Origin of the sequence: Arthrobacter sp. zg-Y1219 (assembly GCF_030125545.1) — a bacterium.
GTDB lineage: Bacteria > Actinomycetota > Actinomycetes > Actinomycetales > Micrococcaceae > Arthrobacter_B.
In genome coordinates this window covers 230,494-255,896 of record NZ_JASKLY010000012.1, presented here as the reverse complement: position 1 = coordinate 255,896, position 25,403 = coordinate 230,494, and the positions used below count along the sequence as shown (strand labels likewise).

Sequence of the window (25,403 nt, the reverse complement as noted above, 5' to 3'; positions counted from 1 at the left end):
CAGTGTCCGATAGTTCCGGGGATGTCTTGGCTGTGCTCACCTAACCAATCTTGCCCCATTCGTATCTCCTGCGGGAGCCGGAGGGCGGAGCTGCTGCCGTCCGGCTCCGCGCCGGCACCGCGGCAGCCGTCCTGCCGCGCGGCGCACACCCTTCCCTCACGCCCCGCCGGCGGCTAATTGACATTGCCCTCAGGCTGGCGGATTCGTCCAGGAATAGGCCGCGAATGGCGGCTAGACCCTGCTCGGCACACGGTTCTCGATCACCTGGTGATCCGTCACCTCCTCCTCCGGAACCACCGTCCAGTACACCCCGGCATCTCCCTTGTACAGCCCGAGCGCTTCGGCCCGGTCGGCATTGTGCCCGGTGTAAAACAGCCGGACCATTCGTCCGTCCTGCCCCTGGGCAACGTCGGTAATTCGGAACGGTTCACCGCGCCAGGTGCAGGTGGCCAGGAGTTCGAAGAAGTCCTCCACTTCGGCAAACGGAACCGTTGAGCTCCAGCAGCCCTTGGGCGACTGTCGGAACGAGCCGAACTCGGCCGGGGGCCGGGTCGGGGCGGCCAGCACCGCGTTGTCTTCCTCAAGGTCGGCGCGGAACCGCTGCCCCCGCCACACTGCGTTCCAGCCCAGAAGGTGGGAGGGGATATGCCGGCCGGGCTGACCCGGGCCGGACGGATCGTCCGTCACGACCATCCAGCCGTCGGCCACACCCCAATACACCGCCACGCATTCCTTCGGAGCCCCAGCCTTGACCCGCCACACCTCGGCACGCGGAGTAAGGGCGCACTCATCCAAGAAATAGAGCGGAACCACTCCTTTGGACCAGTGCGCGAAGCCCGTCCCGGTGAACGGCGGACGGTCCACGAACTCGGGTGCCATGGCATCGTGGATGTAGATCGAAAGCGGTGCCTCAAACCGCAGGAGGTGCACGGTTTCCGCCGCCGGGTCCCATGGCGATCCCGGAAACCCCAAACCGTGGACGGCAAAGAGGTCCGCAGGCGTGAGCGCCGCACGGGCGTCCGCTTCCTTCACAGCGAACCCGGAAACAGTGTCCCGATTGCCCTCCACAAGCAGCTTGACCTGCTCGGGACTCAACGCCTTTTGTAAAACTGTCATGCTCGCCCTCCCCAACGCCGCGAATACAAAGTACCGCGGCGAGACATCTTCTTCGCGCAATCCACCGGGAAACTGTTGTCCCTGAATATGTCGAGACTAGTCCAGACTCCCTGATCCCCCTCTCAGAGGGCAGGGAAACGGTGCTCCGGACGACTCCCCCACTCAGCGTCTCCGGAGTCAGCCGATGTTCTGCACCGCACCCCTGGCCCGGGCGCCGGCGCTGGACGCCGTCTGGTCGTTCAGGTTCAAGGTTTGCTTCACCAGCGCGATGATGTTCCGGGTCTCATTGGCGGCGTTGCGGAAGCGGTTTTCCACGGCCTGGTAATCCTCCGACACCCCGTCGGCCTGAAAATCGGACATGGCGGCATTCACCGACTTTTCCCGCTCGCCGATCAGCGACTCAAGACGACCCACAATGGACTGGATATCGCCCTGCACTGCCGAAGAAATGTCGGTGTCGTAGCTCAAACGATCCTGGGACATGGTTGAACCTTTCAAAGTTGGTCAGAAATCAGAAGTAACGGAGAGCAGCAACAAAAAGCGGAAGAAATGCAGGACCCCGGCGACGATCAGCGCGAGGAACCGAAGCGGGCAGCATCAAAACTTGCGGCTCCCTGCTGCTGCTGAGCATTGTCGGCACTTTCCTGGTCACCCATGTGGAAGGAGCGGTCCATTTCGGCCTGTCCCATCAGGATGGCCGCCAGGGATCCGTTCAGCTCATTGGCCACCTCGTCGGTGCGGGCCTTGAACTCGTCGAACTTCACCCGGCCGGAACCGTTGAACTTGCCCTCGAGCGGAGCCACGGCTTCCACCAGTGCACGCACCAACTGGCCCAGGTCCTGATTGGAGGACCCCGTTTGCTGCGTCAGCGTTCCCAGCGTCTGTGAACCCATATCAAATTTCATCACTGCCCACCTTCAGCGCGTGCGCGCCCTCGCCCGGATTGGTCTTCGGCACCGAGGGGTGCTTCCCTGCGGGGCTCCCTGCGGAGGCCCGCCCGGCTGCCGATGGCCCCATCCAACGCGGCCGGTCCGGGAAACGCCATGCGGAGCACGACACCTGTGGATAACTGCAGTGCGGCCCCGTCCGGACGGGCCGGAGGAGGACCGGCCGGTGCCGGCCTGCCGGACGCGGCAGCGCCTTTCACGGCGCGCGGCGTGAACCTTGCTATGAGGTGCGTCACCTGCTAGGCCTGTTCCTACGGGTGTGGCAGCCGGTCCGGGACGCTCCGGGCGCCCGGGCGGCCGACGGCGGAGCGAAGGGAAGTGCGCAGTGGTACGGAAGGAACCCCGCGTTGAAAACGTGGATGAAAAGGACATAGAGGTCAAGCCGCCCAAGGAGTGGGCTGCGGGTTTGCCCGGCGTCTACAACTCCCTGAAGCCGGCGATTCAGCACATGGGCGTCAAACGGACACTGGAAGCCACCTTCAAGATGAACCAGAAGGACGGCTTTGACTGTCCCAGCTGCGCCTGGCCGGATCCGAACCACCGCAGCAAATTCGAGTACTGCGAAGAAGGCGTCAAGGCGGTCACCTGGGAGGCCGCGCCCGTGGTCATCGCCTCGGAGTTCTGGGCCGAGCACAGTGTCAGCGAACTTCGCGACCGCACCGAATACTGGCTGGGCATGCAGGGCCGACTGACCGAACCGGTCTACAAACCGGCCGGAGCAGACCACTACCATCCGGTCAGCTGGGACGAGGCCTTCCGCATCGTCGCTGACAAGCTCAACAGCCTGGACTCTCCGCATGAGGCCGCGTTCTACACCAGCGGCCGCACCTCCAACGAGGCTGCCTTCCTCTACCAGCTCATGGTGCGCGGCTTCGGCACCAACAACCTGCCGGACTGCTCCAACATGTGCCATGAGTCCTCGGGCTGGGCCATGGGCCAGACCATCGGCATTGGGAAGGCCACGGTCACCTACGACGACTTCGGCAAAGCGGACCTCATCATCCTGATGGGCCAGAACCCGGGAACAAACCATCCACGGATGCTGACCGCCCTCGAGGGCTGCAAGCGCAACGGCGGCAGCATCGTCGCCGTCAATCCGCTCCCCGAAGCCGGCATGCGGCGGTATAAAAACCCGCAAAAGGTCCGCGGCGTCGCCGGCAAGGGAACTGAGCTCGCCGACCAGTTCCTGCAGATCCGCCTCGGGGGCGACATGGCCCTGCTGCAGGCCATTTCCAAGCGCGTCCTGGAGGCAGAGGACCGGAACCCCGGCACCGTCCTGGACCATGACTTCTTGGAGAAGCACTGCGAGGGCCTGGACGACCTCAGAGAGCATCTGGTCCACCTCGATGACCAGACGGTGGTGGAGGCCACCGGCCTGCCCATTGAGGAAATCAACGAGCTCGCCGACCGGTACCTGCAGGCCGACAAGGTCATCATCTGCTGGGCCATGGGCATCACCCAGCAGAAGAAGGCAGTTCCCACGATCAAGGAAATGATCAACCTGCTGCTGCTGCGCGGAAACATCGGCAAGCCGGGTGCCGGCGCGGCGCCCATCCGCGGGCACAGCAACGTCCAGGGCGACCGGACCATGGGCATCTGGGAACAAATGCCCCCGGCCTTCCTCGATGCCCTCGGCAAGGAATTCAGTTTCGATCCGCCCCGCGATCACGGCACCGACGCCGTCGAAACCTTCTACGGCATGCAGGACGGGCGCATCAAGGTCTTCGTGGCACTCGGCGGAAACCTCATCTCAGCGATCTCCGACACCCAGTTCGCCGAGGCGGCGATGCAGAAGACCGAGATGACGGTACAGATTTCGATCAAGCTCAACCGCTCCCATCTCATCACCGGGCAGGAGGCGCTGATCCTGCCCACCAAGGGCCGCACGGAGATCGACATCCAGGAGAGCGGACCGCAGTTTGTCTCGGTCGAGGACACGGTCTGCGTGGTTCATCCCTCGCGCGGAAATCTGGAGCCGGTGGGCGAGAACCTGCTCTCCGAGCCGGCCATTGTCTCGCGGCTCGGCGCACTCATCGTCGGGAACAAAATCGATGCCGATTGGGCGGAATACGAGAAAAACTACGACCTCATCCGCGACCACATCGGCCGCGTCGTCGAGGGGTGCGACAACTACAACGAGCGGATCCGGCAGGACGGCGGCTTTGTGCTGCCCAACGGCCCCCGGGACTCGCGCACCTTCCGCACGCCGACCGGCAAAGCGATCCTCACGGTCAACGATCTGGAGGCAGTGGAGCGCCCCGAGGGCACCCTGATCCTGCAGACGCTGCGCTCACACGACCAGTGGAACACCACCATCTACGGGCACAACGACCGCTATCGGGGCATCCGCGGCGGCCGGCACGTGCTGTTCATGAACGCTGAAGACATCACGGAACTGGGCCTCAAGGACGGCCAGTACGTGGACATTCACGGCGTGCACCACGACAACGCGGAGCGGATCCTGCGGAAGTTCCGCGTGGTCTCCTATCCAACGCCGCGGGGCTGTGTTGCCGCGTACTATCCCGAGGCCAACGTCCTGGTGCCGATGGACCACACCGCAGAGGGCAGCAACACCCCGGTGTCCAAAACGGTACTGGTGCGGGTGGAACCCAACAGCGCCCCGGCCCAGGACCAGGCCGAGGACTTCAAGTCGCGCACCCGCGCCTAACCCTGCGGGACTGCCGGGGCTTCCCGAGCCCCGGCAGCCCGGCTTCCCCTACTGGCCTGAATCCTTCCAGCCCGGCGTGTCCGGACCGTCCAGGCCGGTGGCGGCAACCCGAAAAGCCGTGTCCGCAGCACCGCGGACCGCCTTTTCCGCCTCTTTCCGCCCGCTCGTCTTGGACAGTCCCGCCGCGTACCCCACCACAAACGTGCTGATCAGACCGGCGTTGGGTCCCACCGTCTTGGAGGACTGCTCCGCCAGTTCCACCAGCATCTTGTGGTCCACTTCCAAGTCGAGGATCTGCAGCGCCTGGGTCAGGCGGCGGCTCCAATCGCTCAGAGTGCGCTCTTCGGCGTCAGGGTTGGAACTCATGGCATCTCCTTCGGTGCGGACTGGTGCATCAAGGATTAGCACCGGCCGCGGTTTTGCACAACGCCCCGCCTCCGCTCGCCGCGGCACATGGATTGGCGAAGTTATCCCCAGCCGGAAATACCCGCTGCCGGACGATGCCCGCGGTGCAAGGATGTACGCAACGTGTCCACAGGGCGAGGGGACCTCAATGGCCAGCGACTACGACAATCAACTCATCGAGTCCGTCACCGTGCGCCGGCACCGGCTGCTCACGGCGCTGCTCTTCGGAGATAATCCCAACGAGCGCCGCTGGATGGACAGCCTGCGGTTGTTCATCCTCAGCGTTGCCGCCGCCGCCGTGATTGCCGCCGTCTGCGTGGGCTACTCCTTCGTCACCAACCTGCTGGCTGAGAACCGCGCCAAGCAGGAACAACAGACCGGTCAGTTACGGCAGATCCTTCCAGCGGACAGACAGCAGGGCTCCTGGCCCGGACCCCATGTGCCAGGGCCAGATGCGCGCTGGCCTGATGCGCCCGGGGCCGGAAGCAGTACTCCCCGCTACGGGACAGGCGCCTGAGCCATGGCGCACGCCTTCACCCGGGTCACTCTCATCGGCTCACGGAAGCACGTTGACCTGCTCCTGCCCTCCGACCAGCCCGTTGGCCTGCTCCTCCCGCAGGTCCTGAACCTGCTTGATGACCCGCCGGCCGAGGCGGTTGCGGCGAAGGTGCTGGTGGCGCCCGACGGCAGTGAGCTGAATGCCGAAACGTCGCTGAGCCAGGCCCGGGTCCTGGACGGGTCCTCCCTGCTGCTGTGCAACGCCTCCGAAGCCCCTCCCTCCGCCGTCGTGTACGACGTCACGGACCTGGTGGTCAGCGAAAGCGGAGCCGTGGCCGGCCGGTGGAACCGCCGCTGCAAGGATCTCACCGCGGGCCTCTTTGCCGCGGCCGGTCTTTGGGCCGGGTCCGAAATCCTGCTGACCTCGCTGGCACCGGATGGGGCCTGGTGGATGCTCTTGGTCCTGTCCCTGCTCGGGCTGGCCGCCGGAGCCGCCGCCGGGCGTCCGCCCCGCCGCACGGCACTCGGACCGGCGCTGCTCGGCGCGGGCTGGCTCAGCGGGCTGGGCGGAGTTTTCCACCTGTACGACGGCGTACCGGAGCGGCTGCCGACCGCGGCGCTGGTCCTGGCCGGGCTGTCGGTTCTGGCGCTGGCCGCCGTCGGAACCGGGGCTGCCCAGCGGCGGGCCTGGTTCAGCGGAGCCGCAACGCTCGCCCTGGCCGCCGGACTGTGGACTGCCGCCGGCGCCGTCACGGGCGACGCCGTGGGCACCGCTGCCCTGGCGGCGCTGGCGAGCATCCTGCTGCTGGGCCTGCTGCCCAAGCTCGCCCTCGGCTCGTCCGGTCTTGCCACGCTGGATGATCAGCGGGCCAAGGGCGGCTCGATCACCCGCACCGACGCCGTGGCTGCCGTGGCCGCTGCCCACCGGAGCCTGACCCTGGGAACAGCCATCACGGCGCTGTCCATCGCGCCTGGGCTGTGGCTGCTCGGCACTGATCCCAACCGCCAGCATTGGACGCTTCCCCTGCTGCTGGCACTGACGCTGGCCGTGTTCCTGCGCACCCGGTCCTTTCCGCTCGCGCCGCAGCGGACAGCGCTTTACCTCGCCGTCGCCGTCGGCCTCTGCGCGGGGGCGCTGGCCGCGCTGCGTTTTGTCCCCGATCAGCCGTGGGCAGTGGGACTGGGGGTTCTGGGTACCGCGGCCGCCGCCGCCGTATCGCTGACCGCCACGTTTCCCGACCATACGCAGGCCCGTTTCCGGCTGCTGGCCAAGCGCGCGGAGACGGTGGCGATCCTGGTTTCGGTGCCGCTGGCTGCCGGACTTTTCGGTGTGTTCGGCCAGCTGCTGGGAAGCTTCTGATGAACGGCATCTTCGAACCCCAACCGCAGCCCGAGCGCTTCGGCGATCCCGCCCGCCCCTCCGGTGACGGCTTCGAGTCGCCGCCGCAGCGGCTGCGCCGGGTGCTGCGGACCCGGCCTGCCGAATCCGCCCTGCACCGGATCCTGGCGGGCTCGGCCGATCTTTTCCGCGGTGACGATTATCCGCAGCGGTTGGCGGACGCAGCCGCCGGCGCCCAGCGTGCCGTCACCACGGGGCGCCGGATCGCCGTGGTGGGAACCCGCGGCGGTGCGGGCAGAACGACGGCGGCCGCCCTGCTGGCCCGGATCTACGCCGCAATGCGTGCCGACGTCGTTGCCGCCCTCGACCTCGCTCCGGCGGCCGGAACACTCGGGCTGCGGCTCGGCGTTCCGCACGCACCGCCGCTGGAGGCCGCCGCCGCCCGGCTGGAAACCGGCACTCCTGATTCACTGCGTGGACTCGCAGCCCTCCTGACCGTCGCCGAGCCGGCCAACCTGCTGGTCACCGGCCGCCGTCGGGCCTCCGATCCGTGGATGCCCGCCGGCCAAGGGTTATCCGACGACGCCGTCTGGACTCCCGCCGGCCCGCAGGCGCCGCCCGTTTGGACCCCTTCCGTCGGTGCGCCCGCTTTCACAGGTCCCGCCGGCTCTGCAAGTCCCACGGCGGCTGCAGGTCCCGCCGGAGCCGCCCGGCTTTCCCGGGTGATCTCCCGCTACTGCCCTGTCACCATTTTTGACTGCGGCCCCGGACTCACGGACCCGGCCGCGCTGTGGGCAGTGGAGCACTCCCATCTGGCCGTCTTCGTGGCGCCGGCCAGTGTTGCCGGCTTGGAGGACGCCGTCGAGTACTCCCGGGCCTGGCGGCACACACCCGCCCTGGCTGCCGTTCCCCTGCTCGTGCTGGTGGTTCAGTCCTCACCCGACAGGGTTTTCACCGCGTCCCGGGAGGCCCGCCGGCTGCGCCGCGCCGGGATCGATGCCCTGCATTTGGGCCGCGACCGGCACCTGGCTGCAGGCGTTGAAGTTCTCCCGCCCCTGCTCTCCCGCCGCACCCGCCTCGAGGCCGTGTCCATCGCCTCCCGGGTTCTGGCCGCTGCCGCGTCCGGAACCGGAGTTCCGTCCACCGCGGAGCTGGCACCCGAACGGAACGCCTACGCATGAGCACCCGGATCCTGCACCGTCCCGCGCGCACCACCGCTCCCGCACGGACCATCGAGGCCTTTTCGCTGGATGCCCCGCCGCCCATCGAGGGCGGCAGGACCGGCATGAACATGATGTCCCTCGTTCCGCTGCTGGGCGCCGGGGTGTCGATGACGGTCATGATGCTCTTCCGCGGGTCTCCGCTGGCGGCCGTGGGGGCGCTGATGATGGTTGTCACGATCATCGCGTCGGTGATCATGATGCTCAGCCAGCGCGGCCGGCAGGGCAAGCAGCGCCGGGAACAGCGGGAAAACTATCTGGAGTATCTGGAACGCTCCCGTGCCGAGCTGCGCGCCGATGAACAGGCCGCACTGGCCGTCGCCCGGGCCGCCAGCCCTCCGCCGAACGCCCTGTTCGACATCCTCCGGGACACCCGGCGGATCTGGGAGCGGCGCCGCGCCAACGAGGATTTCCTGCACGTGCGGATCGGCACCGGCTTCCGGCGCAACCGCGAGGTCACCATCATGAGCGCCGGATCGGCGCTGGCCCAGACCGACACCTTCATGACCACGGAACTGGAAATCCTCAAGCGCCGGTACGAGTCCAGCCCGGAGCTGCCGCTGACGGTGCCGCTGGACTGCGCCGGCAATGTCTCCGTGGTGGGTTCCCGCCGGTTCGTGGCCGCCGTGGCCCGGCTGCTGCTCATTGAAGGCGCCGCCTTCCACTCCCCCGAAGACCTCCACCTGGCCCTGGTCCTGCCGGAGGAGCGGCGGAACGACTGGGAATGGGCCACCTGGCTGCCGCACCTGGCGGATCAGAAGAGCACCCACGCCACGGGGCCGGTCCGCCGGCTCGCAGCCACCGCTGATGCCCTGGCCGAAGTCCTCGCCGAAGATCTGCACCACCGCTCCTCGCTCGCCGCCGAATCCCGCAAGAACTTCCTGCGCGGCGGCGTCGGCACCGCGCTGCCCCGGCTGCTGGTGGTCAACGACTCCTACGGCGTACTTCCGGCGGAACTGCAGCTGCCGGACCAGCAGGCCTCCGCCGCCTCGCTGGGCATCACGACCGTCTTCCTCGTCGCGGACCGGCAGCAGGAACCCGGTGAGGTGGTGGTGCGCATCAGTGAGGATTCCGGCGGACCGGACGGGACCTTCATCCTGGAAAACTACCGCGGCGATCCGGTGACTCCCGTCGTCGAACGCGGAAGCCTGGACATCCTCCCGGTGCCGCTTGCCGAGGCGCTGGCGCGGGAGCTGGCTCCGCTGCGCCTGTCGCCGGACTCGCTCGAGCATGACACCGCCGAAACTGCCCAGGGGTTCCTGGAAATGCTGGGCCTTTCGGCGGACCTGGACGCGGCCGACATCCGCCGACTGTGGAAACCCCGCGGCGAAGTCGACTTCCTTCGGGTGCCGCTGGGCCCGGACGACCGCGGCCGGCCGGCCCTGCTGGACCTCAAGGAATCGGCGCAGTTCGGCCACGGGCCGCACGGCCTGTGCGTGGGCGCCACCGGCTCCGGCAAATCCGAAATGCTGCGCAGCATGGTCGTGGGACTGCTGGCCACCCACTCCCCCGAGGTCCTGGCCATGGTGCTGGTGGACTACAAGGGCGGCGCCACCTTCGCTCCCTTTGCCGGCGCGCCGCAGGTCGCCGGGGTCATCACCAACCTGTCCGACGACGTCAGCCTGATCGAGCGCGTCTATGCCAGCCTCTCCGGCGAAATCCAGCGGCGGCAGGAAGTCCTGAAGGCGGCCGGCAACCTCGCCAACATCACCGACTACCAGCTGCACCGGCAGGAGCTGAAGGCCCAGGGCATCGAACTGGCACCCCTGCCGCACCTGGTGGTGATCATCGACGAATTCGGTGAACTGCTGACCGCCCGCCCGGACTTCATTGAACTGTTCCTCTCCATCGGCCGCATCGGCCGCTCCATCGGGGTGCACCTGCTGCTCTCCAGCCAGCGGATCGAGGGCGGCAAGCTGCGCGGCCTGGACACCTACCTCTCCTACCGGATCGGCCTGCGCACCCTCTCCGAGGCCGAATCACGCACAGTGCTGGACACCCCCGATGCCTTCCATCTGCCGCCGGTGCCGGGCTTCGGCTACCTGAAGGTGGACACCACCACCTACACCCGGTTCAAGGCCGGGTACGTGTCCGGCCCGCTGGAGGCCGCCCGGCACGATGGCGGGCCGGCCGAGGCGGACGACCAGCCGCAGGTCCTGCAGGTGCCGCGCTACGCCGCCTCCCTCTCGGCAGCACCGGGAACCGGGGGCGCGGGAACCGGGGCCGCCGGCGCTGCCGCTGCGCCGTCGTCGACGTCGTCCTCCAAGCGCACCACCGGACCGACGGTCCTTTCCACGCTGATGGACACCCTGGCCACGTTCCCGCGTGCCGTCGACCCGATCTGGCTGCCGCCGCTGCCCCGCGGAATCGCGTTGGACCGGGCCGCCGGCGGCCTCTCCGGCGAGAAGGGGCTGCGGCTGGCCAGCGGCGGATCACTGCGTGTTCCGGTGGGGCTGCTGGACGACCCGGCCAAGCAGTGGCAAGGCCTTTGGGAGCTGGACCTTGCCGCGAACGGCGGCAACGCGGCGATCGTGGGCGGGCCCCAGACCGGCAAGAGCACCGCTCTGCGCACCATCGTGGCGTCCCTATCACTGACCCACAGCCCGGCCGAGATGGGCATTTATGCGATCGACCTGCTCAGCAGCAGCCTGGTGCCGCTCGAAGGCCTTCCCCATGTGGGCGGGGTGGCGGTGCGCACCAACCGGGAAGTTGTCCGCCGCACCGTGGATGAGCTGCTGGCGATGCTGGCCCACCGCGAGCATGTGTTCGAGAAGCATCAGGTGGATTCGCTGCCGACCCTGCGCCGCCGGTGCGCGGAGGGGGACATTCCCGAGCTGCCCAGCGCCGACATTGTGCTGGTCCTGGACGGCTACGGACAGCTCAGCGATGAATTCGAGGAGATTGAAAAACCCGTCCACGCACTGATCAGCCGCGGCGCCGGTTACGGAATCCACGTCATCGTCACCTGCTCCCGGATGAACGAGATCCGGATCTCGCAGCAGAGCTTCTTCGGCAACCGGATCGAACTACGGCTCGCCGACCCGGGCGAATCCGCGCACGGACGCAAGCTCGCCGAGGCGGTCAGCACTGGCAGCCCTGGCCGGTCCCTGACGGACCGCAAGCTGCAGGGCCATTTTGCCCTGCCGCGGCTGGATTCGGACCCGGACGACGGTTCCGCGACCCAGGGCCTGCGGGAGCTGGTGGCCGCGGTCGCCGCGTCGACCAGGGAGCGCGCCATGCAGGTCCGCGTCCTGCCGGGGCTGGTCTCCGCCGAGACGGCCCTTACCCCCGACGCGCCGGCCGCCGTTCCGCTGGGGCTCCGGGAGACCGACCTGGGCACCGAAACCCTGGACCTGCACAGCCGGGAACGGCACCTGCTGATCATGGGCGACGACGGCTCCGGCAAGACCAACGTCATGCGATCGGTCGTCCGCCGGCTCATCGCGCAGCATCGGCCGGAGGACATTGTCTTTGCGGTCTTCGATCCGCGCCGCAGCCTGACCGGCGAGGTCCCCACCGAATCCCTGGGCGGCTACGCCACCAGTGCCGCCCTGGCTGACCAGCTCGCCGCGGCCGTCGCCGGGGAACTGGAAAAACGGACCACCGCCGCTCCGGCCGAGCTGGCCGGCCTGCCGCGCATCGTGCTGGTGATTGACGACTACGACGTCCTGACCGCCGGCGGCTCCTCACCGCTGAGCCGGCTGACCCCGTTCCTGCCGCTGGCACCGGAATTCGGGTTGCACGCCGTTCTGTCGCGGCGGGTGCGCGGCGCGAGCCGGGGCATGTACGAACCGTTCTTTACAGCCCTGCGGGATTCCGGCAGCGCGGCCCTGATTCTCTCCGGCGACCGCGGGGAGGGCACCCTGATCAACGGCGTTCGGGCCCGAACGCTGCCGCCCGGGCGCGCCCAGCTGATCCAGCCCGGCAAACCGGTCCAGGTGCTGCAGCTGTTTTTCAACGACGATGAGAGCCGGATCCTGAGCGGCACCGGGTGAGCGCCGCCGTCGCCGGCCTGGCCCCGGGTAAGCGGCGCCGCTTAGCCCGGGTGAGCCCCGTCGCCGGCCTAGCCCGGGATCCAGCCGGCCCCGTCGGCGGGCGCGGCCGGCCGCAGCCCGCCCGTGGCCAGCGGGTTCCGGCCCGCCCTGACATCCACCACCAGGGTGTGTGCCGCCTTGTCGTGCCAGCCCTGGCGCCGGTCATTGGCATCCCAGACGTTGGAGACCAGCAGCACCGGCGGGCCGACCACGGTGGCTGCCGACAGGCCCAGCAACATCCCGCGCAGGAAAATGCCCAGCAGCCCGGGCGGATGTCCGGCTTCGTCGGTGGTGCGGATGCCCAGGGCCAGGTTGCCCGGCGTCTTGCCGCTGCCGGCTTCCCACCACCACAGCCACACACAGTAGGCGACGGCAACGGAGGCCGCAGCCGGGACCCAGCGCCCGCTGCCAAGCAGCGCCGCTCCGGTGAGCAGGACCGGGGCAGCGTCGATGACCTTGGCCGCCAGCCGCTGCCGGGCCGTTGCGTTGACCACGTGGGGATGGGCTGCCATGCCGGCCTGTCCTAGCGGAAGCTGACGCGGCGTCTACCGGCCGGGGCCGCCGGTGCCACGGTCACGACTCGGTGTTTCCCGCGGCAGGTTGGGGATCCGCTCCGCCGGGAAGGGTCACGGCCGCCGGGACGCTGCGCTCGACGGAACCTTCGACGTCGATCACCAGGACGGTGATGTTGTCGCGGCCGCCGGACCGCAGCGCTGCCTGCACCATGGAAGCGCAGGCGTCCTGCGGATTGCTGACGGAGGCCAGGATCTGCTGCAGCTGCCCGTCGCTCACCTCGCCCGTGAGGCCGTCGGAGCACACCAGCAGGCGGTCGCCGGGTTCCACCGGGATCAGCCAGTAGTCGGCATCCGTATCACTGCCCGTGCCCAGCGCCCGGGTAACCACGTGGCGGCGCGGATGGACCAGGGCTTCATCCGGCGTAATTTGGCCCATGTCCACCAGTTCCTGGACCTCGCTGTGATCCACGGTGATCTGCTCCAGCAGCCCGTTGGTCAGCCGGTAGGTCCGGGAATCCCCCACATTGAAAACCAGCCAGCAGGGTTTGCCCGCGTCCCGGACGAGGACGGCGCCGGTCAGCGTGGTGCCGGCACGGCCATCTGTCGCTTCCCGGATCCTGGCATCGGCTTCGCGGAGCAGCTTCTGGACTTCGGCGGCGGCGACCTCGGGCAGATGCTCGCCGACAAACGGCGCCTCGCCCAGGGTGCGGACGCAAATGCTGCTCGCCACTTCGCCTGCTTCGTGGCCTCCCATGCCGTCGGCGACGGCGAAGATCGGGTCCGCGGCGATCAGCGAATCCTCGTTCTGGTCCCGGCGCAGTCCGCGGTCAGAGGCATAGCCAAAGACTGCACGGAGTTCCAAGCCCGGGGATGTCGTTTCGTCGAAGTTCATTCACGCCCTATCCGGAAGCTGTCCGCTGTGGTGGTCCACAGTAGTGACACATATTACGCATTCTTATGCTTACCCTAGCGGAATGCCCGGGCCCGCCGCCCGAAGCGCTCCGGCAAGCGTCCGTGCCGCTGCACCGGGCAGGCAGGTAGTCCGGCCGGTCAGTCGAGAATCAGTCCCGACCCGGTGCCGCGGGCGAGTGTCACGGGGTGGATTTCGCCGAATCCGCGCACGTTGCGGGGCTGATGCGGGATCAGCACAAACCGGTCGTTGTTCCGCAGGGCTGCGGCGGTCGAGGCGTCCGTCAGGACGGTGCCGGGTTCAGCGAGCGAGGTCAGCCGGGAGGCCAGATTGACGGTGGGCCCGTAGATGTCGCCCAGCCGGGAGAGCACCCGCCCCCAGACCAGGGACACGCGCGCCGCCGGCAGCAGGTCGTCCTCCGTGAAGGCCTTGGCCAGGGCCAGCGAGATTTCCGCCCCGGCTTCCGGTGTTTCCGCGTTGAACAGCACCTCGTCGCCGATGGTCTTCACCAGCCGGCCGCCGCCCACGGAGATGATCTCGGCGCACTTGTGCTCAAAGCGCTGGACCATGTGGGCCAGGGTTTTCTCATTCATCTGCCGCGACAGGGAGGTGTAGGACACCAGATCGGCAAAGCCTACGGCGCGGGCCAGGGGCAGCGGGTTGTCGTCGGACGCGGAGCCGTCATGGCTGGCCAGACCGGCTTCGGCGCGCAGCGCCAACCGCTGCACGGCCGAGTTCATCTGCCGTTTCCAGGCGTACACCAGCGTCTTTTCCAGGGGTTCGATCAGGGCCGGAAGTGCTGCCACCAGCGCCTTGCGGGCCTCGGCGTCGGGAATTCCGCGCTGGACCACCATTTCCTCGACCAGCGCTTCAATCTGCCAGACCACCATTCGGTCGGTCATCTGGCCGATCGAGCGCATGATGGAGATGGCGGCTTCCTCGGTCAGCTGCTCGTCGCGGACCAGTTCGATCACGGTGGTCAGCGCCTCGCGGTCCTGCTCGGTGAAGAACACCGCGTCGTCGTCGAGGTTGGGAAATCCCATCGCCCGCCAGAGCTTGCGGGCCGAGAGCAGGGACACCCCCGCTTCGGCGGCAGCTTCGCGCCGCTTGAGGGTACGCGGGCCGCCGATCAGCTGGGCCTCCAGCTTGCGCACGTCCTCGCGGTCGATGGCGGCGGAACCGGCATCGGCCGGTGCGCCGGTGGAACCGGAGCCCGCACGCCCGGAACCGGCACGCCCGTTCCCGGTGTTGGCGTCGGCGTCGGCGTTGGCGTCGGCGTCGGCGGCTCGGGGCCGGGGAGGAACGGCTGGCATGGACAGGGTCATCGGCTCGGGATCCGCTGCCGGTTCGGCGTCGCGGCCTTCCTCACTCATTGCCCCTCCCTTCGTAGTCGTAGTCCCCATCTCCTTCCATATCTACACCATCGAACATGGCGGTCAGCGGCAACTGGTCTATGGCGGCCAACACAATGGCCTTGAACTTGTGGACCTCGGGCACGTGTTCGTAGTGCACCACCCGGTCATAGCCAACGTCCACCGCCAGCGTCCCGGAACGCTGCATCCGCTCCGTAACGGTCTGCCAGGCCTCGAGCTGAAAGACCGAGGCCAGCGGCAATTCGCGTTCCCGCCGGCGCAGCACACCCTGCCGGTGGATGAGGCGCCGGTTGGTGACGATGTACCGTGCAAACGCCCACCGCAGCACCGGCGGCAGGCAGAACCGCGCCAGCAGCACCAGGGAAACGACGACGACGGCGGGCTGCAGGTATCCGCGCCAATCCGCCACCTGCCCGGGCAGGGAATCACGGTCCAGGTAGCCGTAACCGAACCCGGCGGCAGCGCACACCAGGATGGCCAGGACAACGGGCCAGACCAGCTGGCGGGCATGCGGCCTGCTGGCCACGATAATCCGCTCCCCCGGCGCGAGTTTCAGCCTGATGTTCACGCCTGCACGGCGCGCAGGTGCACCACGTCGCCGGCGACGACCGCATGCCGCTCGCCGTGTTCGTCCACCAGGACCAGCGAACCGTACGAGTCAAGGGCCACGGCTCGTCCCGTGAGGGATTTTCCGCCGGGCAGGTCTGCGCGGACCTCCTGGCCCAGGGTCGCCATCCGGGCACTGATCTTCTCGACCAGCGAGGTCCCGTCGGCCCACGCCCGGGAGGCATCGCCGTCGACCGCGCAAAAGTCCCGGTACTTGGCAGCCAGCTCGCGCAGATAATCCTCCAGGAGAATGTTGCGGTCGGTGGTGGAGGAGTACTCCATCAGCAGCGACGTGGCCGTGGGAACCGGCAGATCCTCGTCGGTCAGGGAGACGTTCATGCCCGCGCCCACGACGACGGCGGGCGGGGCGCCGCTGGAATCCATCACCAGCTGGGCCAGGACGCCGGCGAGCTTGCGCCCATCGACCATAACGTCGTTCGGCCACTTCAGGCGGGCCTCGACGCCGGTGCGGGCGGCGACGGATTCCGACAAGGCCAGGGCAGCCAGCAGCGACAACCAGCCGTAGGACTGGGTGGGCAGCGGCCGGCCGGCGGCATTGACCGGCCGGAGCAGGACGCTGACGAACAGCGACGAGCGCGGCGGGGCAACCCAGGTCCGGCCCAGCCGTCCCTTGCCGGCGGTCTGCATCTCGGCGGTCAGGACGGTCAGGTCCGGAGCATCTGCCGGGCGAAGCCGCGCCTGGTCAGCCAGATCGGTGTTGGTGGAGCCGGTTTCGGCCACGACCTCCAGCCGGGGCAGGGGTCCCTGCGGCGCCACGAGCGCGGCTCGGAGACGCTCCTGGTCAAGCCCTGGTCTTTCCATGCTGGAGTAACGCGAATGCATGCTTCCGATCTTACGCGGGGTGCACGACATTCCTGCCTGCCGGCCCCGCCGGCGGGTCCCGCGGCCCGGCCAGCGCCCCTTGTCCTGCCTAGAGGAAGAAGTCCTGCATCAGCTTGTCCTCGGGCGCGCCGAGCGAGTAGGGACGGAAGTCAGTGATTCCCTCTTCACGCAGCACCTGCTCGTCGGTGTAGAAATTGCCGGTGGCCTCATGGCTGGGGCGGGTCAGGATGGCGTGTGCGGCGTCGGCCATGATGTCCGAACTGCGGGAGGCCGCCGCCATTTTCTCGCCGCCAAGGTTGCGGATGGCAGCGGTGTCGATGGCGGTGACCGGCCACAGCGAGTTCACGGCGACGCCGTCATCCTTGAGTTCCGCGGCGAGTCCGAGCGTCGTCAGGGACATTCCGTACTTGGCCATCGTGTACGCCAGGTAGGACCCGGCCCACTTCGGATCCAGGTTCAGGGGCGGGGAAAGCGTGAGGATGTGCGGGTTCGCGGACTGGCGCAGGGCGTCCAGCGAGAACTTGGAGAGCATGAAGGTGCCGCGGACGTTGATGTCGGCCATCAGGTCGTAGCTCTTCATGGTGACCTCGTCGGTGTTCCGCAGGTCGATGGCGGAGGCATTGTTGACCACGATGTCGATGCCCCCGAAATGCGCCACGGTTTCCGCGACGGCCCGGGCGACGTCGTCGTCGTTGCGGACATCGCCGATGATCGGCAGGGCCTTGCCGCCGGCGGCCTCCAGCTGTTCGGCTGCCGTGTACACGGTGCCCTGCAGCTTGGGATGGGGCTCGGCCGTCTTGGCCATGATGGCGATGTTGGCGCCGTCGGCCGCAGCGCGCAGGGCGATGGCCAGGCCGATGCCGCGGCTGCCGCCGGACATCAGGATGGTGCGGCCGGCGAGCGAACGGGGTCCGGAATCAGGTGTGAGAGAAGTCATGGGAACAGGCTAATACATGTCCGCCGCTTATGTTACTGGTCAGTAACATCGGTCGATTCCTCCCGAAACGGCTTGATTCCGCCCATTGGCTGACCGGGGTCGATCCTTCGTGCAGATAACGCAGCCAAAACCGCCCCGGCGAAATCCTTCGTGCAGATAACGCAGTCAAAAGCGGCACATGGGCTGCCGGGACAACCTGATCTGCACGAGAGATTCCGCGGGAGGACCTGATCTGCACGAGAGATTGAACCGCACCGATCCAAGCACCGGCCAAGCACATCAGCACGAAATTGTAGGATCCCTACACCGGGAGTACGCCGGTGCCCTCACTAGACTGGACAAGTCGCCGTACGCTTTGTGCCTTTCCTACTTAACGGCAGCGACCGCCCCATCCACTCAGCATTCCGGAGACCAGATGAGCATCGACCAGGACCTTGACCTGCAGACCACAGCCGGCAAGATCGCTGAGTACCGCCGCCGCCAGGCGCAGGCCGAGATGCCTTCCGGCCCGGCCGCCGTCGAGAAGCAGCATGCCCGCGGCAAGCACACCGCCCGCGAACGCATCGAGATGCTCGTGGACGCCGGCTCCTTCGTCGAGCTGGACGCCCTGGCCGTGCACCGCTCCACCGCGTTCGGCATGGAGAAGAAGAAGCCGCTGGGCGACGGCCTGGTCTCCGGGTACGCCACCGTCGACGGCCGCCCGATCGCCGTCTACAGCCAGGACTTCTCCGTGTACGGCGGTTCCCTGAGCCAGGTCAACGGCGAGAAGATCGTCAAGGTCCAGGAACACGCCCTGCGCAACGGCTGCCCCGTCGTCGGCATCCTGGACGGCGGCGGCGCCCGCATCCAGGAGGGCGTGGCCTCGCTGGCCATGTTCGCCGACATCTTCCGCAACAACGTCCACGCCTCCGGAGTGGTCCCGCAGATCTCCCTGATCATGGGCCCGTCCGCCGGCGGCGCCGCCTACTCCCCCGCCCTGACCGACTATGTGGTGATGGTGGACAAGACCAGCCACATGTTCATCACCGGACCCGACGTCATCAAGACCGTCACCGGCGAGGACGTCGACATGGAAACCCTCGGCGGCGCCCGGCAGCACAACACCAACACCGGCACCTCCACGTACCTGGCCTCCGACGAGGAGGACGCCATCGAGTTCGTCCGCGAGCTCCTGGACTTCCTGCCTTCCAACAACCTGGCCGAGGCGCCGCTGGCCGCCTTCTCGCAGGAGATGGAACTGAACGACGGCGACCTCGCCCTGGACGAGCTCATTCCGGACTCCGCCAACCAGCCCTACGACATGCGCGCCATCATTGAGCAGGTGCTCGACGACGGCCACTTCCTGGAGATGCAGGCCCTCTACGCGCCGAACATCATGATCGGCTACGGCCGGGTCGAGGGCCACACCGTGGGCATCGTCGCAAATCAGCCGTTGCAGTTCGCCGGCACCCTGGACATCGCCGCCTCCGAGAAGGCCGCCCGCTTTGTCCGCAACTGCGACGCCTTCAACGTTCCCATCCTCACCTTCGTGGATGTTCCGGGCTTCCTGCCGGGCACCGACCAGGAATTCCAGGGCATCATCCGCCGCGGCGCCAAGCTGCTCTATGCCTACGCCGAGGCCACCGTGCCCAAGCTGACCGTGATCACCCGCAAGGCGTACGGCGGCGCGTACATCGTGATGGGCTCGAAGAAGCTCGGCGCGGACCTGAACCTGGCCTGGCCCACCGCGCAGATCGGCGTCATGGGCGCCCAGGGCGCGGTGAACATCCTCTACCGCGGCCAGCTCAAGGCAGCGGCCGACGCCGGGGAAAGCGTTGAGCAGGCACGCGCCGACTACATCGCGCAGTATGAAGAGGAACTGCTCAACCCCTACCAGGCCGCCCAGCTCGGCTACGTCGACGCCGTCGTCGCCCCCTCGGAAACCCGCCTGCAGCTGATCCGCGGGCTGCGCGCCCTGCGCGACAAGCGCGCTTCGCTGCCCGCCAAGAAGCACGGAAACATGCCGCTGTGACGGCCTGGGACCTGCCGGATCCGTGGAGCCGGACGCCGGAGCAGGCTGTGCCGCAGCCGCCGCTGTTTTCCGTCCTGGGCGGCAATCCGTCGGCCGAGGAGCTGGCGGCGCTGACCGCCGTCGTCATGGGGCTGAACGCCGACGGCGGTGCCCCGCGCACCACGCCGGAGTCCGCGCGCCGGACCTGGAACCGGCGGCGGATGCTGAGCCTGGCGCCCAAGCCCGGACCCGGCTCGTGGCGGCGCAGCTTCCGCTAGCGCCGGACCAGCCCCGGAACCCGAATCGGAACCGGAATCGGAACCGGAAAAGCGCAGGATAGGCCCCCGAGCCGCACATTACGTGCGGCCACCGGGAAAAGTTGGTGATGGCGGCGTTGCCGCTAGGCTACCCCTGTGACCCACGAGACTCCTTCATCAGATCCCATGCCCTTCGCCGGCGCGCAGAACCGCCAGCCGACCGCCATCGACGCCGTTGCCGATGCCTTCACCGAGACTCTGCTGCAGCTGGATCCGTCCCTCGCCACCTCCCTGGGCATCCCCGGGCATGAAACGGAGTACGCCGACTACTCCCCCGCCGGCCTGGAATCGGGAGCCGAGGCCATCCGGGAGACGCTGGAACGGCTGGACGGACTGCAGCCGGCCGACGACGTCGACCGCGTCACGCTCGATGCCATGCACGAGCGCCTGGGCCTGGAACTGGAAATCCACGAGTCCGGCTGGAACCTCTCGAACCTGAACAACATCGCCTCGCCCGCCCAGGAGATCCGCTCCATCTTCGACCTGATGCCCACCGAAACGGTGGAGGACTGGCAGCACATCTCCGGCCGGCTGCACAACGTTGCCGACGCCGTCTCGGGCTACATCTCTTCCCTGCGCGCCGGCAAGGAGCGCGGCCTGCTGCCGGCCCGCCGCCAGGTGAAGATCGTCATGGAACAGGCCGCCAAGTACGCCGAGGACGGCGGCTTTTTTGACGACTACGCCTCGAATGCGGCACTGCCCGACGGCGGCTCCCTCTCCGACAGCCTGAGCACCGAGCTGCGCGCCGGCGCCGAATCCGCCCGTGCCGCCTACCGCGGGCTGGCCGCGGTCCTGGAAAATGAACTGCTGCCCGTCGCTCCCGAGAAGGACGCCGTCGGCCGCGAACGCTACGCCCTGATGTCGCGCCGGTTCCTGGGTTCCGCGGTGAACCTGGAAGAGACCTACGCCTGGGGCGTTGAGGAACTGGACCGCATCATCGCCGAGCAGGAAGCCGTCGCCGAGCAGATCCGGCCCGGCGCCGGCGTCGAGGAAGCCATGGCGCTCCTGGACGAGGATCCGGAGCGGCAGCTGCACGGCACCGCCGAGCTGCAGGCCTGGATGCAGGGCCTGGCGGACCGCGCCGTCGCCGACCTGGCGGGCACCCACTTCGAGATCAACGGGCCGATGCGGCAGATCGAGTGCATGATCGCCCCCACCCAGGAAGGCGGCATCTACTACACCGGTCCCAGCGACGACTTCAGCCGCCCGGGCCGCATGTGGTGGTCGGTCCCCGCCGGCGAGGACACCTTCACCACATGGAAGGAAACCACCACCGTCTACCACGAGGGCGTCCCGGGCCACCATCTGCAGATTGCGACGGCGACGGCCGCCCGCGGGCTGCTGAACAACTGGCGCCGCAACATCTGCTGGGTCTCCGGGCACGGTGAAGGCTGGGCGCTGTACGCCGAGCGGCTGATGGACGAACTGGGCTACCTCAGCGATCCCGGGGACAAGATGGGCATGCTCGACGCCCAGCGCATGCGGGCCGCCCGCGTGGTCTTCGACATCGGCGTCCATCTGGAACTGGAGGTACCCGAACGCTGGGGCTCCGGCACCTGGACGGCCGAGAAGGGCTACGAATTCCTGCGGCAGAACATTGCCATCTCCGAGGGGCAGCTGAACTTCGAGTTCACCCGCTACCTGGGCTGGCCGGGACAGGCACCGGCCTACAAGCTGGGCCAGCGGCTCTGGGAGCAGATCCGGGACGAGGTCCGCAGCCGCGAGGGAGAGAACTTCGACCAGAAGGACTTCCACACCCGCGCCCTCGCCCTGGGGTCGGTCGGGCTGGACACGCTGCGCCGCGCCCTGCTGGACGCGTAGCGGCAGCTGCCCCGGCGACATTCCTCACACGCTTGACCGGGATAACCCCCGGATGCGGCAATACTGCGCCGCATTCCGGGGGTTTTGGCCTTTTACGGCGCAGAATACCCAGCAGGCTTTCCGTAACATTTCGCAATGGGCAATCTTCTCTGCTAAGCACCGGCGACTACTATCTTCAACGTGACTTCACAGACTTCCTCCCCCCAGACTTCCGCCGGCCGCAGGCTGCCCCGGTGGGTTACTTCCTTCGGACCGCAGATCATCGCCGCCCTGTTTGTGGGCCTGCTGCTGGGCCTGCTGGCCAAGGAGATGGGCCCGGTTGGCGAGGACGAGCCCAACTGGCTGACCACCACCCTGAACACCATCGGCACGAGCTACGTCTCGCTGCTGAAGGCCGCCGTGGTCCCCCTGATCTTCACCGCCGTCGTCAGCTCCATCGCCAACCTGCGCGAGGTCTCCAACGCCGCACGCCTGGCCTGGCAGACGCTGCTGTGGTTCGCGATCACCGCGCTGATTGCCGTGACGATCGGCATCCTGCTGGGCGTGATCCTGCAGCCCGGCGCCAATGCCGACGCCGCGCCGCCCGCCGACTATGAAGGCAGCACCGGCAGCTGGATGGGCTTCCTGACCGGCCTGATTCCGGCGAACTTCATGGGCCTGACCGCTTCTTCCACCGCCGTGGACCCGAGCACCGTCACCACCGCCCTGAACTTCAATGTCCTCCAGGTGCTCGTGATCGCGATCGCCGTCGGCATTGCCGCCCTGAAGGTGGGTGCGCCCGCCGCGCCGTTCCTGGCCCTGAACGCCTCCGCCCTGGCCGTCATCCAGAAGGTCCTCTGGTGGATCATCCGCCTGGCTCCGCTGGGCACCGTGGGCCTGATCGGCCGCGCCGTCGCCACCTACGGCTGGGACACCATCGGCTCGCTGGGCATGTTCGTGGTGGCCGTGTACGTCGGCCTGGCCCTGGTCCTCTTCGTGGTCTACCCCGTGCTGATCAAGGCCCACGGCCTGTCCGTGAAGCAGTGGTTCTCCGGCGCCTGGCCGGCCATCCAGCTCGGCTTCGTCTCGCGCTCCTCGGTGGGCACCCTGCCGCTGACGCAGCGCGTGACCGAGCGCAACATGGGCGTGCCGCGCGCCTACGCCTCCTTCGCCGTGCCGCTGGGCGCCACCACCAAGATGGACGGCTGCGCCTCGATCTACCCGGCGGTTGCCGCGATCTTCGTGGCGCAGTTCTTCGGCATTGACCTGGGCTTCACCGACTACCTGCTGATTGCCCTGGTCTCGGTGCTCGGTTCGGCCGCCACGGCCGGCACCACCGGCGCCGTGGTCATGCTGACCCTGACGCTGTCCACGCTGGGCCTGCCGCTGGCCGGCGTCGGCCTGATGCTGGCCGTCGACCCCATCCTGGACATGGGCCGCACCGCCATCAACGTGGCCGGACAGACCGTGATCCCGACGATCGTCGCCAAGCGCAACGGCATGCTGGACACCGCAATGTACAACGCCAAGCGCAACGGCGATCCGTTCGCCGACGACTCCACCGAGGTCGAGGTCCCGGTGCTGGTTCCGGCCGGCGCTTCGGGTGTGGCTGGTTCGGGTGCCGCTGCTGGTGTCGCTGCTGCGGACGGAACGTCTGCTGCGGGCATCTCCCTGCCGGGTGCCGGGGCTGCGTGCGCAACCGGCCCGGCGCCGTCGTCGGCTTCCGCTGCCGACAAGCGCTGATCCATCGCTTCCTGAAGGCCGCTCCGGATATCCGGGGCGGCCTTCGTGCTGTCCCGGGGCTGTCTTCGGGCTGTCCCGGCCGCCTGCCGGGCCGGGCTGCGCTTACCGGGCCGGGCGGCCCGCCGACTAGGCTGGAGGGGTGACTGACCTGAACCTGATCCTTGCTTCCGCTTCCCCCGCCCGCACCAAGCTGCTGACCAACGCCGGCATCGCCCATTCCGTGCTCGTGTCCGACGTCGACGAAGACGCCGTCACCGCGCGCTACGGCCTGACCGACCCGCACGACACCGCCTTGCTGCTGGCCCGGGCGAAGGCCGAAGCCGTTGCCGCGCTGCCCGAGGCCGACGGCTCCCTGGTGATCGGCTGCGACTCCGTCTTCGAGTTCGACGGCGAAGCGCACGGCAAGCCCTGGGAGCCCGAGGTCGCCCGCGAACGCATCCGGCGGATGAGCGGCAACATGGGCGTGCTGCACACCGGCCACTGGCTGGTCGATTGCCGCGACACCGACGACGACGGCGGTTCGGGTGCGACGCTCGGCGCCGTCAGTTCCGCGTCGGTTTACTTTGCGAAGCTGACCGACGAGGAGATCGACGCGTACGTCGCCACCGGTGAGCCGCTGCAGGTGGCGGGTTCCTTCACCATCGATTCACTGGGCGGGGCGTTCATCGAGAAGGTTGACGGTGATCCGCACGCCGTGATCGGGCTGTCCGTCTCGATGCTTCGCGAGCTGCTCGCCAGCGCCGGCGTGAAGATCACTGACCTCTGGGACCGGTAGTCCCTTCCCGCCGCGGGTCGCTCCGGGCCGGGCACCGCGTCCGGGCACCGAGAGTGCAGATCTGGCGGATTAGCATCGTCCACCGTGCGCCGAGAGTGCAGCTCTGCAGGGTAAGACACGAGATTGCCCGCCATATCTGCGCTCTCGAATCACGGCTCCAACCGAAACCCGCCATAGCTGCACACTCACGGACCTCCGCACACCGAGAGTGCAGCTCTGGCGGGTAATCGCCGGCGCGGGTCGGACCGGGCGTCCGAGAGTGCAGCTCTGGCGAATTAGCATCGTCCCCCATGTGCCGAGAGTGCAGCTCTGCAGGGTAAGACACGAGATTGCCCGCCATATCTGCGCTCTCGAATCACGGCTCCAGCCGAAACCCGCCATAGCTGCACACTCACGGACCTCCGCACACCGAGAGTGCAGCTATGCAGGGTTAGCATCGTCCACGTACGGCGCTCGGCACTCGAGAGTGCAGCTCTGCACCCTCACGGTTGATACCCGCCCTGGACCAGCGCATGACGCACCTTCCCCACGACCCATGAGGGACCCTGCGCCATGTCATAGCTGTTCAGCTTGACCTGGCGCCAGCCCAGTTCAGCGGTGCGCGCGTCCCGCCCGTTGTCCCTGCTCTGTTGTCCGGGGTCCAGGTGATGCGCTCCGTCGTATTCGATGCAGGTGCGGTACTCCCGGCAGCCAAGGTCCACCCACACGGCGGGATTTCCAGCGGCGTCCGCAATCAACGTGTTCGGCGTAAATTCCGGCAATCCTGCCCTGTGAAGCTCGAGCCGCACCCTCGTCTCCTGCGGTGAATCCACGCCGACCCGCATCAGTTCGATCGCAGACCGAAGGTTGCGCACTCCCCGGGCTCCCGCTTTGGCCTCTGCATAATGCCGGAGATCCTTCAGGGGCACCTGCGCAATCCGCCGCGTTCCAAAGTTCCGATGGTGTTCACTGATCATCCAATCTCCCATGACGACCAGATCATCTGTTGGCAGCTGGGCGGCGAGATCAAGCAGGGTCCGGGGCAGAGAGGTCACAGGCAGCGACGACACCATGGTCAGCTCCCCCGGATCCAGCTCCAAGCGATGCCCAGCGACGTATTTGCGGCGAGGCATGGCAAGCCCCCGGTCCCGGCTGAGGTCAATAACCGGTTCCTGTTGCAGGCCGTATGGCAGCGGGATTCCGTGCAGCCGCGCCGCGGTGACATGGGAGAAAAACACCCCTGGCAACAACTCCGCATATGGCCGGCAGCGTTCCACCAGTTCCAGGTCCGCTCCTCGTCGCACCCGAATCTCCCGGCTCGGTGTCAGCAGGTCCTGCGCCCGGAGCCTTGACCGGGAAAGGCCCAGACTCCGGGCCTGCGCGATTGT

The 25,403-nt window shown here is 67.9% G+C and carries 21 protein-coding genes; 10 read left to right on the top strand and 11 right to left on the bottom strand.

The annotated features are described in order from the left end of the window. Positions 1–231 precede the first annotated feature (231 nt). The 3 genes from QNO00_RS08200 to QNO00_RS08190 all read right to left on the bottom strand — a co-directional run bounded on the left by QNO00_RS08200 (position 232) and on the right by QNO00_RS08190 (position 2,021). The gene (locus QNO00_RS08200) at positions 232–1,116 is read right to left on the bottom strand and encodes a hypothetical protein (protein WP_284024209.1); all 885 of its coding nucleotides are present in this window, start codon (positions 1,114–1,116) and stop codon (positions 232–234) included. Between the two features lie 177 nt (positions 1,117–1,293). After that, positions 1,294–1,599: a pore-forming ESAT-6 family protein gene (locus QNO00_RS08195; protein WP_229967349.1), complete on the bottom strand. Its 306-nt coding sequence runs from the start codon at positions 1,597–1,599 to the stop codon at positions 1,294–1,296. 86 nt (positions 1,600–1,685) lie between these two features. Further along, positions 1,686–2,021: a hypothetical protein gene (locus QNO00_RS08190; RefSeq protein ID WP_229967570.1), complete on the bottom strand. Its 336-nt coding sequence runs from the start codon at positions 2,019–2,021 to the stop codon at positions 1,686–1,688. Between the two features lie 367 nt (positions 2,022–2,388). On the opposite strand from QNO00_RS08190, the gene QNO00_RS08185 reads away from it, so the two are divergent. Then, on the top strand, positions 2,389–4,731 hold the full coding sequence (locus tag QNO00_RS08185) for an FdhF/YdeP family oxidoreductase (RefSeq protein WP_284024208.1): 2,343 nt from the start codon (positions 2,389–2,391) through the stop codon (positions 4,729–4,731). Between the two features lie 48 nt (positions 4,732–4,779). Here the strand turns inward: QNO00_RS08185 and QNO00_RS08180 are convergent, their stop codons facing one another. Beyond that, positions 4,780–5,097 (bottom strand): DUF6457 domain-containing protein, encoded by a 318-nt coding sequence (locus tag QNO00_RS08180; RefSeq protein WP_284024207.1) that lies wholly within the window; start codon positions 5,095–5,097, stop codon positions 4,780–4,782. A 187-nt stretch (positions 5,098–5,284) separates the two neighbouring features. On the opposite strand from QNO00_RS08180, the gene QNO00_RS08175 reads away from it, so the two are divergent. Genes QNO00_RS08175 through eccCa form a run of 4 tightly spaced genes read left to right on the top strand, consistent with a single transcriptional unit; the run spans position 5,285 to position 12,188 of the window. Further along, a complete protein-coding gene (locus QNO00_RS08175; protein WP_284024206.1) occupies positions 5,285–5,653 on the top strand; it encodes a hypothetical protein in 369 nt (122 codons plus the stop codon). Between the two features lie 3 nt (positions 5,654–5,656). Continuing rightward, positions 5,657–6,994, top strand: a complete 1,338-nt coding sequence (gene eccD / locus QNO00_RS08170; RefSeq protein WP_284024205.1) for a type VII secretion integral membrane protein EccD — start codon at positions 5,657–5,659, stop codon at positions 6,992–6,994. Beyond that, positions 6,994–8,154, top strand: coding sequence for a CpaE/TadZ family protein (locus QNO00_RS08165; protein ID WP_284024204.1), 1,161 nt, complete (start codon positions 6,994–6,996; stop codon positions 8,152–8,154). Before eccD ends, QNO00_RS08165 begins: the two co-directional genes overlap by 1 nt. Continuing rightward, the gene (eccCa, locus tag QNO00_RS08160) at positions 8,151–12,188 is read left to right on the top strand and encodes a type VII secretion protein EccCa (RefSeq protein ID WP_284024203.1); all 4,038 of its coding nucleotides are present in this window, start codon (positions 8,151–8,153) and stop codon (positions 12,186–12,188) included. Before QNO00_RS08165 ends, eccCa begins: the two co-directional genes overlap by 4 nt. Positions 12,189–12,256: 68 nt before the next feature. On the opposite strand, the gene QNO00_RS08155 is transcribed toward eccCa, so the two are convergent. The 6 genes from QNO00_RS08155 to QNO00_RS08130 form a co-directional block, all read right to left on the bottom strand. Next, positions 12,257–12,739 (bottom strand): RDD family protein, encoded by a 483-nt coding sequence (locus QNO00_RS08155; protein ID WP_284024202.1) that lies wholly within the window; start codon positions 12,737–12,739, stop codon positions 12,257–12,259. Between the two features lie 61 nt (positions 12,740–12,800). Next, the gene (locus tag QNO00_RS08150; protein WP_229967334.1) at positions 12,801–13,634 is read right to left on the bottom strand and encodes a PP2C family protein-serine/threonine phosphatase; all 834 of its coding nucleotides are present in this window, start codon (positions 13,632–13,634) and stop codon (positions 12,801–12,803) included. 158 nt (positions 13,635–13,792) lie between these two features. Next, positions 13,793–14,977: an adenylate/guanylate cyclase domain-containing protein gene (locus QNO00_RS08145; RefSeq protein ID WP_502863274.1), complete on the bottom strand. Its 1,185-nt coding sequence runs from the start codon at positions 14,975–14,977 to the stop codon at positions 13,793–13,795. Positions 14,978–15,017: 40 nt separating this feature from the next. Then, positions 15,018–15,593 (bottom strand): PH domain-containing protein, encoded by a 576-nt coding sequence (locus tag QNO00_RS08140; protein ID WP_284024200.1) that lies wholly within the window; start codon positions 15,591–15,593, stop codon positions 15,018–15,020. Then, positions 15,590–16,474, bottom strand: a complete 885-nt coding sequence (locus QNO00_RS08135; protein WP_284024199.1) for a biotin--[acetyl-CoA-carboxylase] ligase — start codon at positions 16,472–16,474, stop codon at positions 15,590–15,592. The genes QNO00_RS08140 and QNO00_RS08135 overlap by 4 nt, the downstream gene beginning before the upstream one ends. Before the next feature lie 88 nt (positions 16,475–16,562). Beyond that, positions 16,563–17,411 carry an SDR family oxidoreductase gene (locus tag QNO00_RS08130; protein ID WP_284024198.1) on the bottom strand — a complete coding sequence of 283 codons (849 nt, stop codon included), beginning with the start codon at positions 17,409–17,411 and terminating at the stop codon, positions 16,563–16,565. A gap of 415 nt (positions 17,412–17,826) precedes the next feature. Here QNO00_RS08130 and QNO00_RS08125 point away from each other — a divergent pair, with 415 nt between their 5' ends. From QNO00_RS08125 to QNO00_RS08105, 5 genes are all read left to right on the top strand, one after another. Beyond that, positions 17,827–19,422, top strand: coding sequence for an acyl-CoA carboxylase subunit beta (locus QNO00_RS08125; protein ID WP_284024197.1), 1,596 nt, complete (start codon positions 17,827–17,829; stop codon positions 19,420–19,422). Continuing rightward, positions 19,419–19,679, top strand: coding sequence for an acyl-CoA carboxylase subunit epsilon (locus QNO00_RS08120; protein WP_229967322.1), 261 nt, complete (start codon positions 19,419–19,421; stop codon positions 19,677–19,679). Before QNO00_RS08125 ends, QNO00_RS08120 begins: the two co-directional genes overlap by 4 nt. Positions 19,680–19,844: 165 nt before the next feature. Beyond that, positions 19,845–21,539 (top strand): DUF885 domain-containing protein, encoded by a 1,695-nt coding sequence (locus QNO00_RS08115; RefSeq protein ID WP_284024328.1) that lies wholly within the window; start codon positions 19,845–19,847, stop codon positions 21,537–21,539. A gap of 180 nt (positions 21,540–21,719) precedes the next feature. Continuing rightward, the gene (locus QNO00_RS08110; RefSeq protein WP_284024196.1) at positions 21,720–23,261 is read left to right on the top strand and encodes a dicarboxylate/amino acid:cation symporter; all 1,542 of its coding nucleotides are present in this window, start codon (positions 21,720–21,722) and stop codon (positions 23,259–23,261) included. 139 nt (positions 23,262–23,400) lie between these two features. After that, positions 23,401–24,036, top strand: coding sequence for a Maf family protein (locus QNO00_RS08105; protein ID WP_284024195.1), 636 nt, complete (start codon positions 23,401–23,403; stop codon positions 24,034–24,036). Positions 24,037–24,518: 482 nt separating this feature from the next. On the opposite strand, the gene QNO00_RS08100 is transcribed toward QNO00_RS08105, so the two are convergent. After that, positions 24,519–25,319: an endonuclease domain-containing protein gene (locus tag QNO00_RS08100; protein ID WP_284024194.1), complete on the bottom strand. Its 801-nt coding sequence runs from the start codon at positions 25,317–25,319 to the stop codon at positions 24,519–24,521. Between the last annotated feature and the right edge of the window lie 84 nt (positions 25,320–25,403).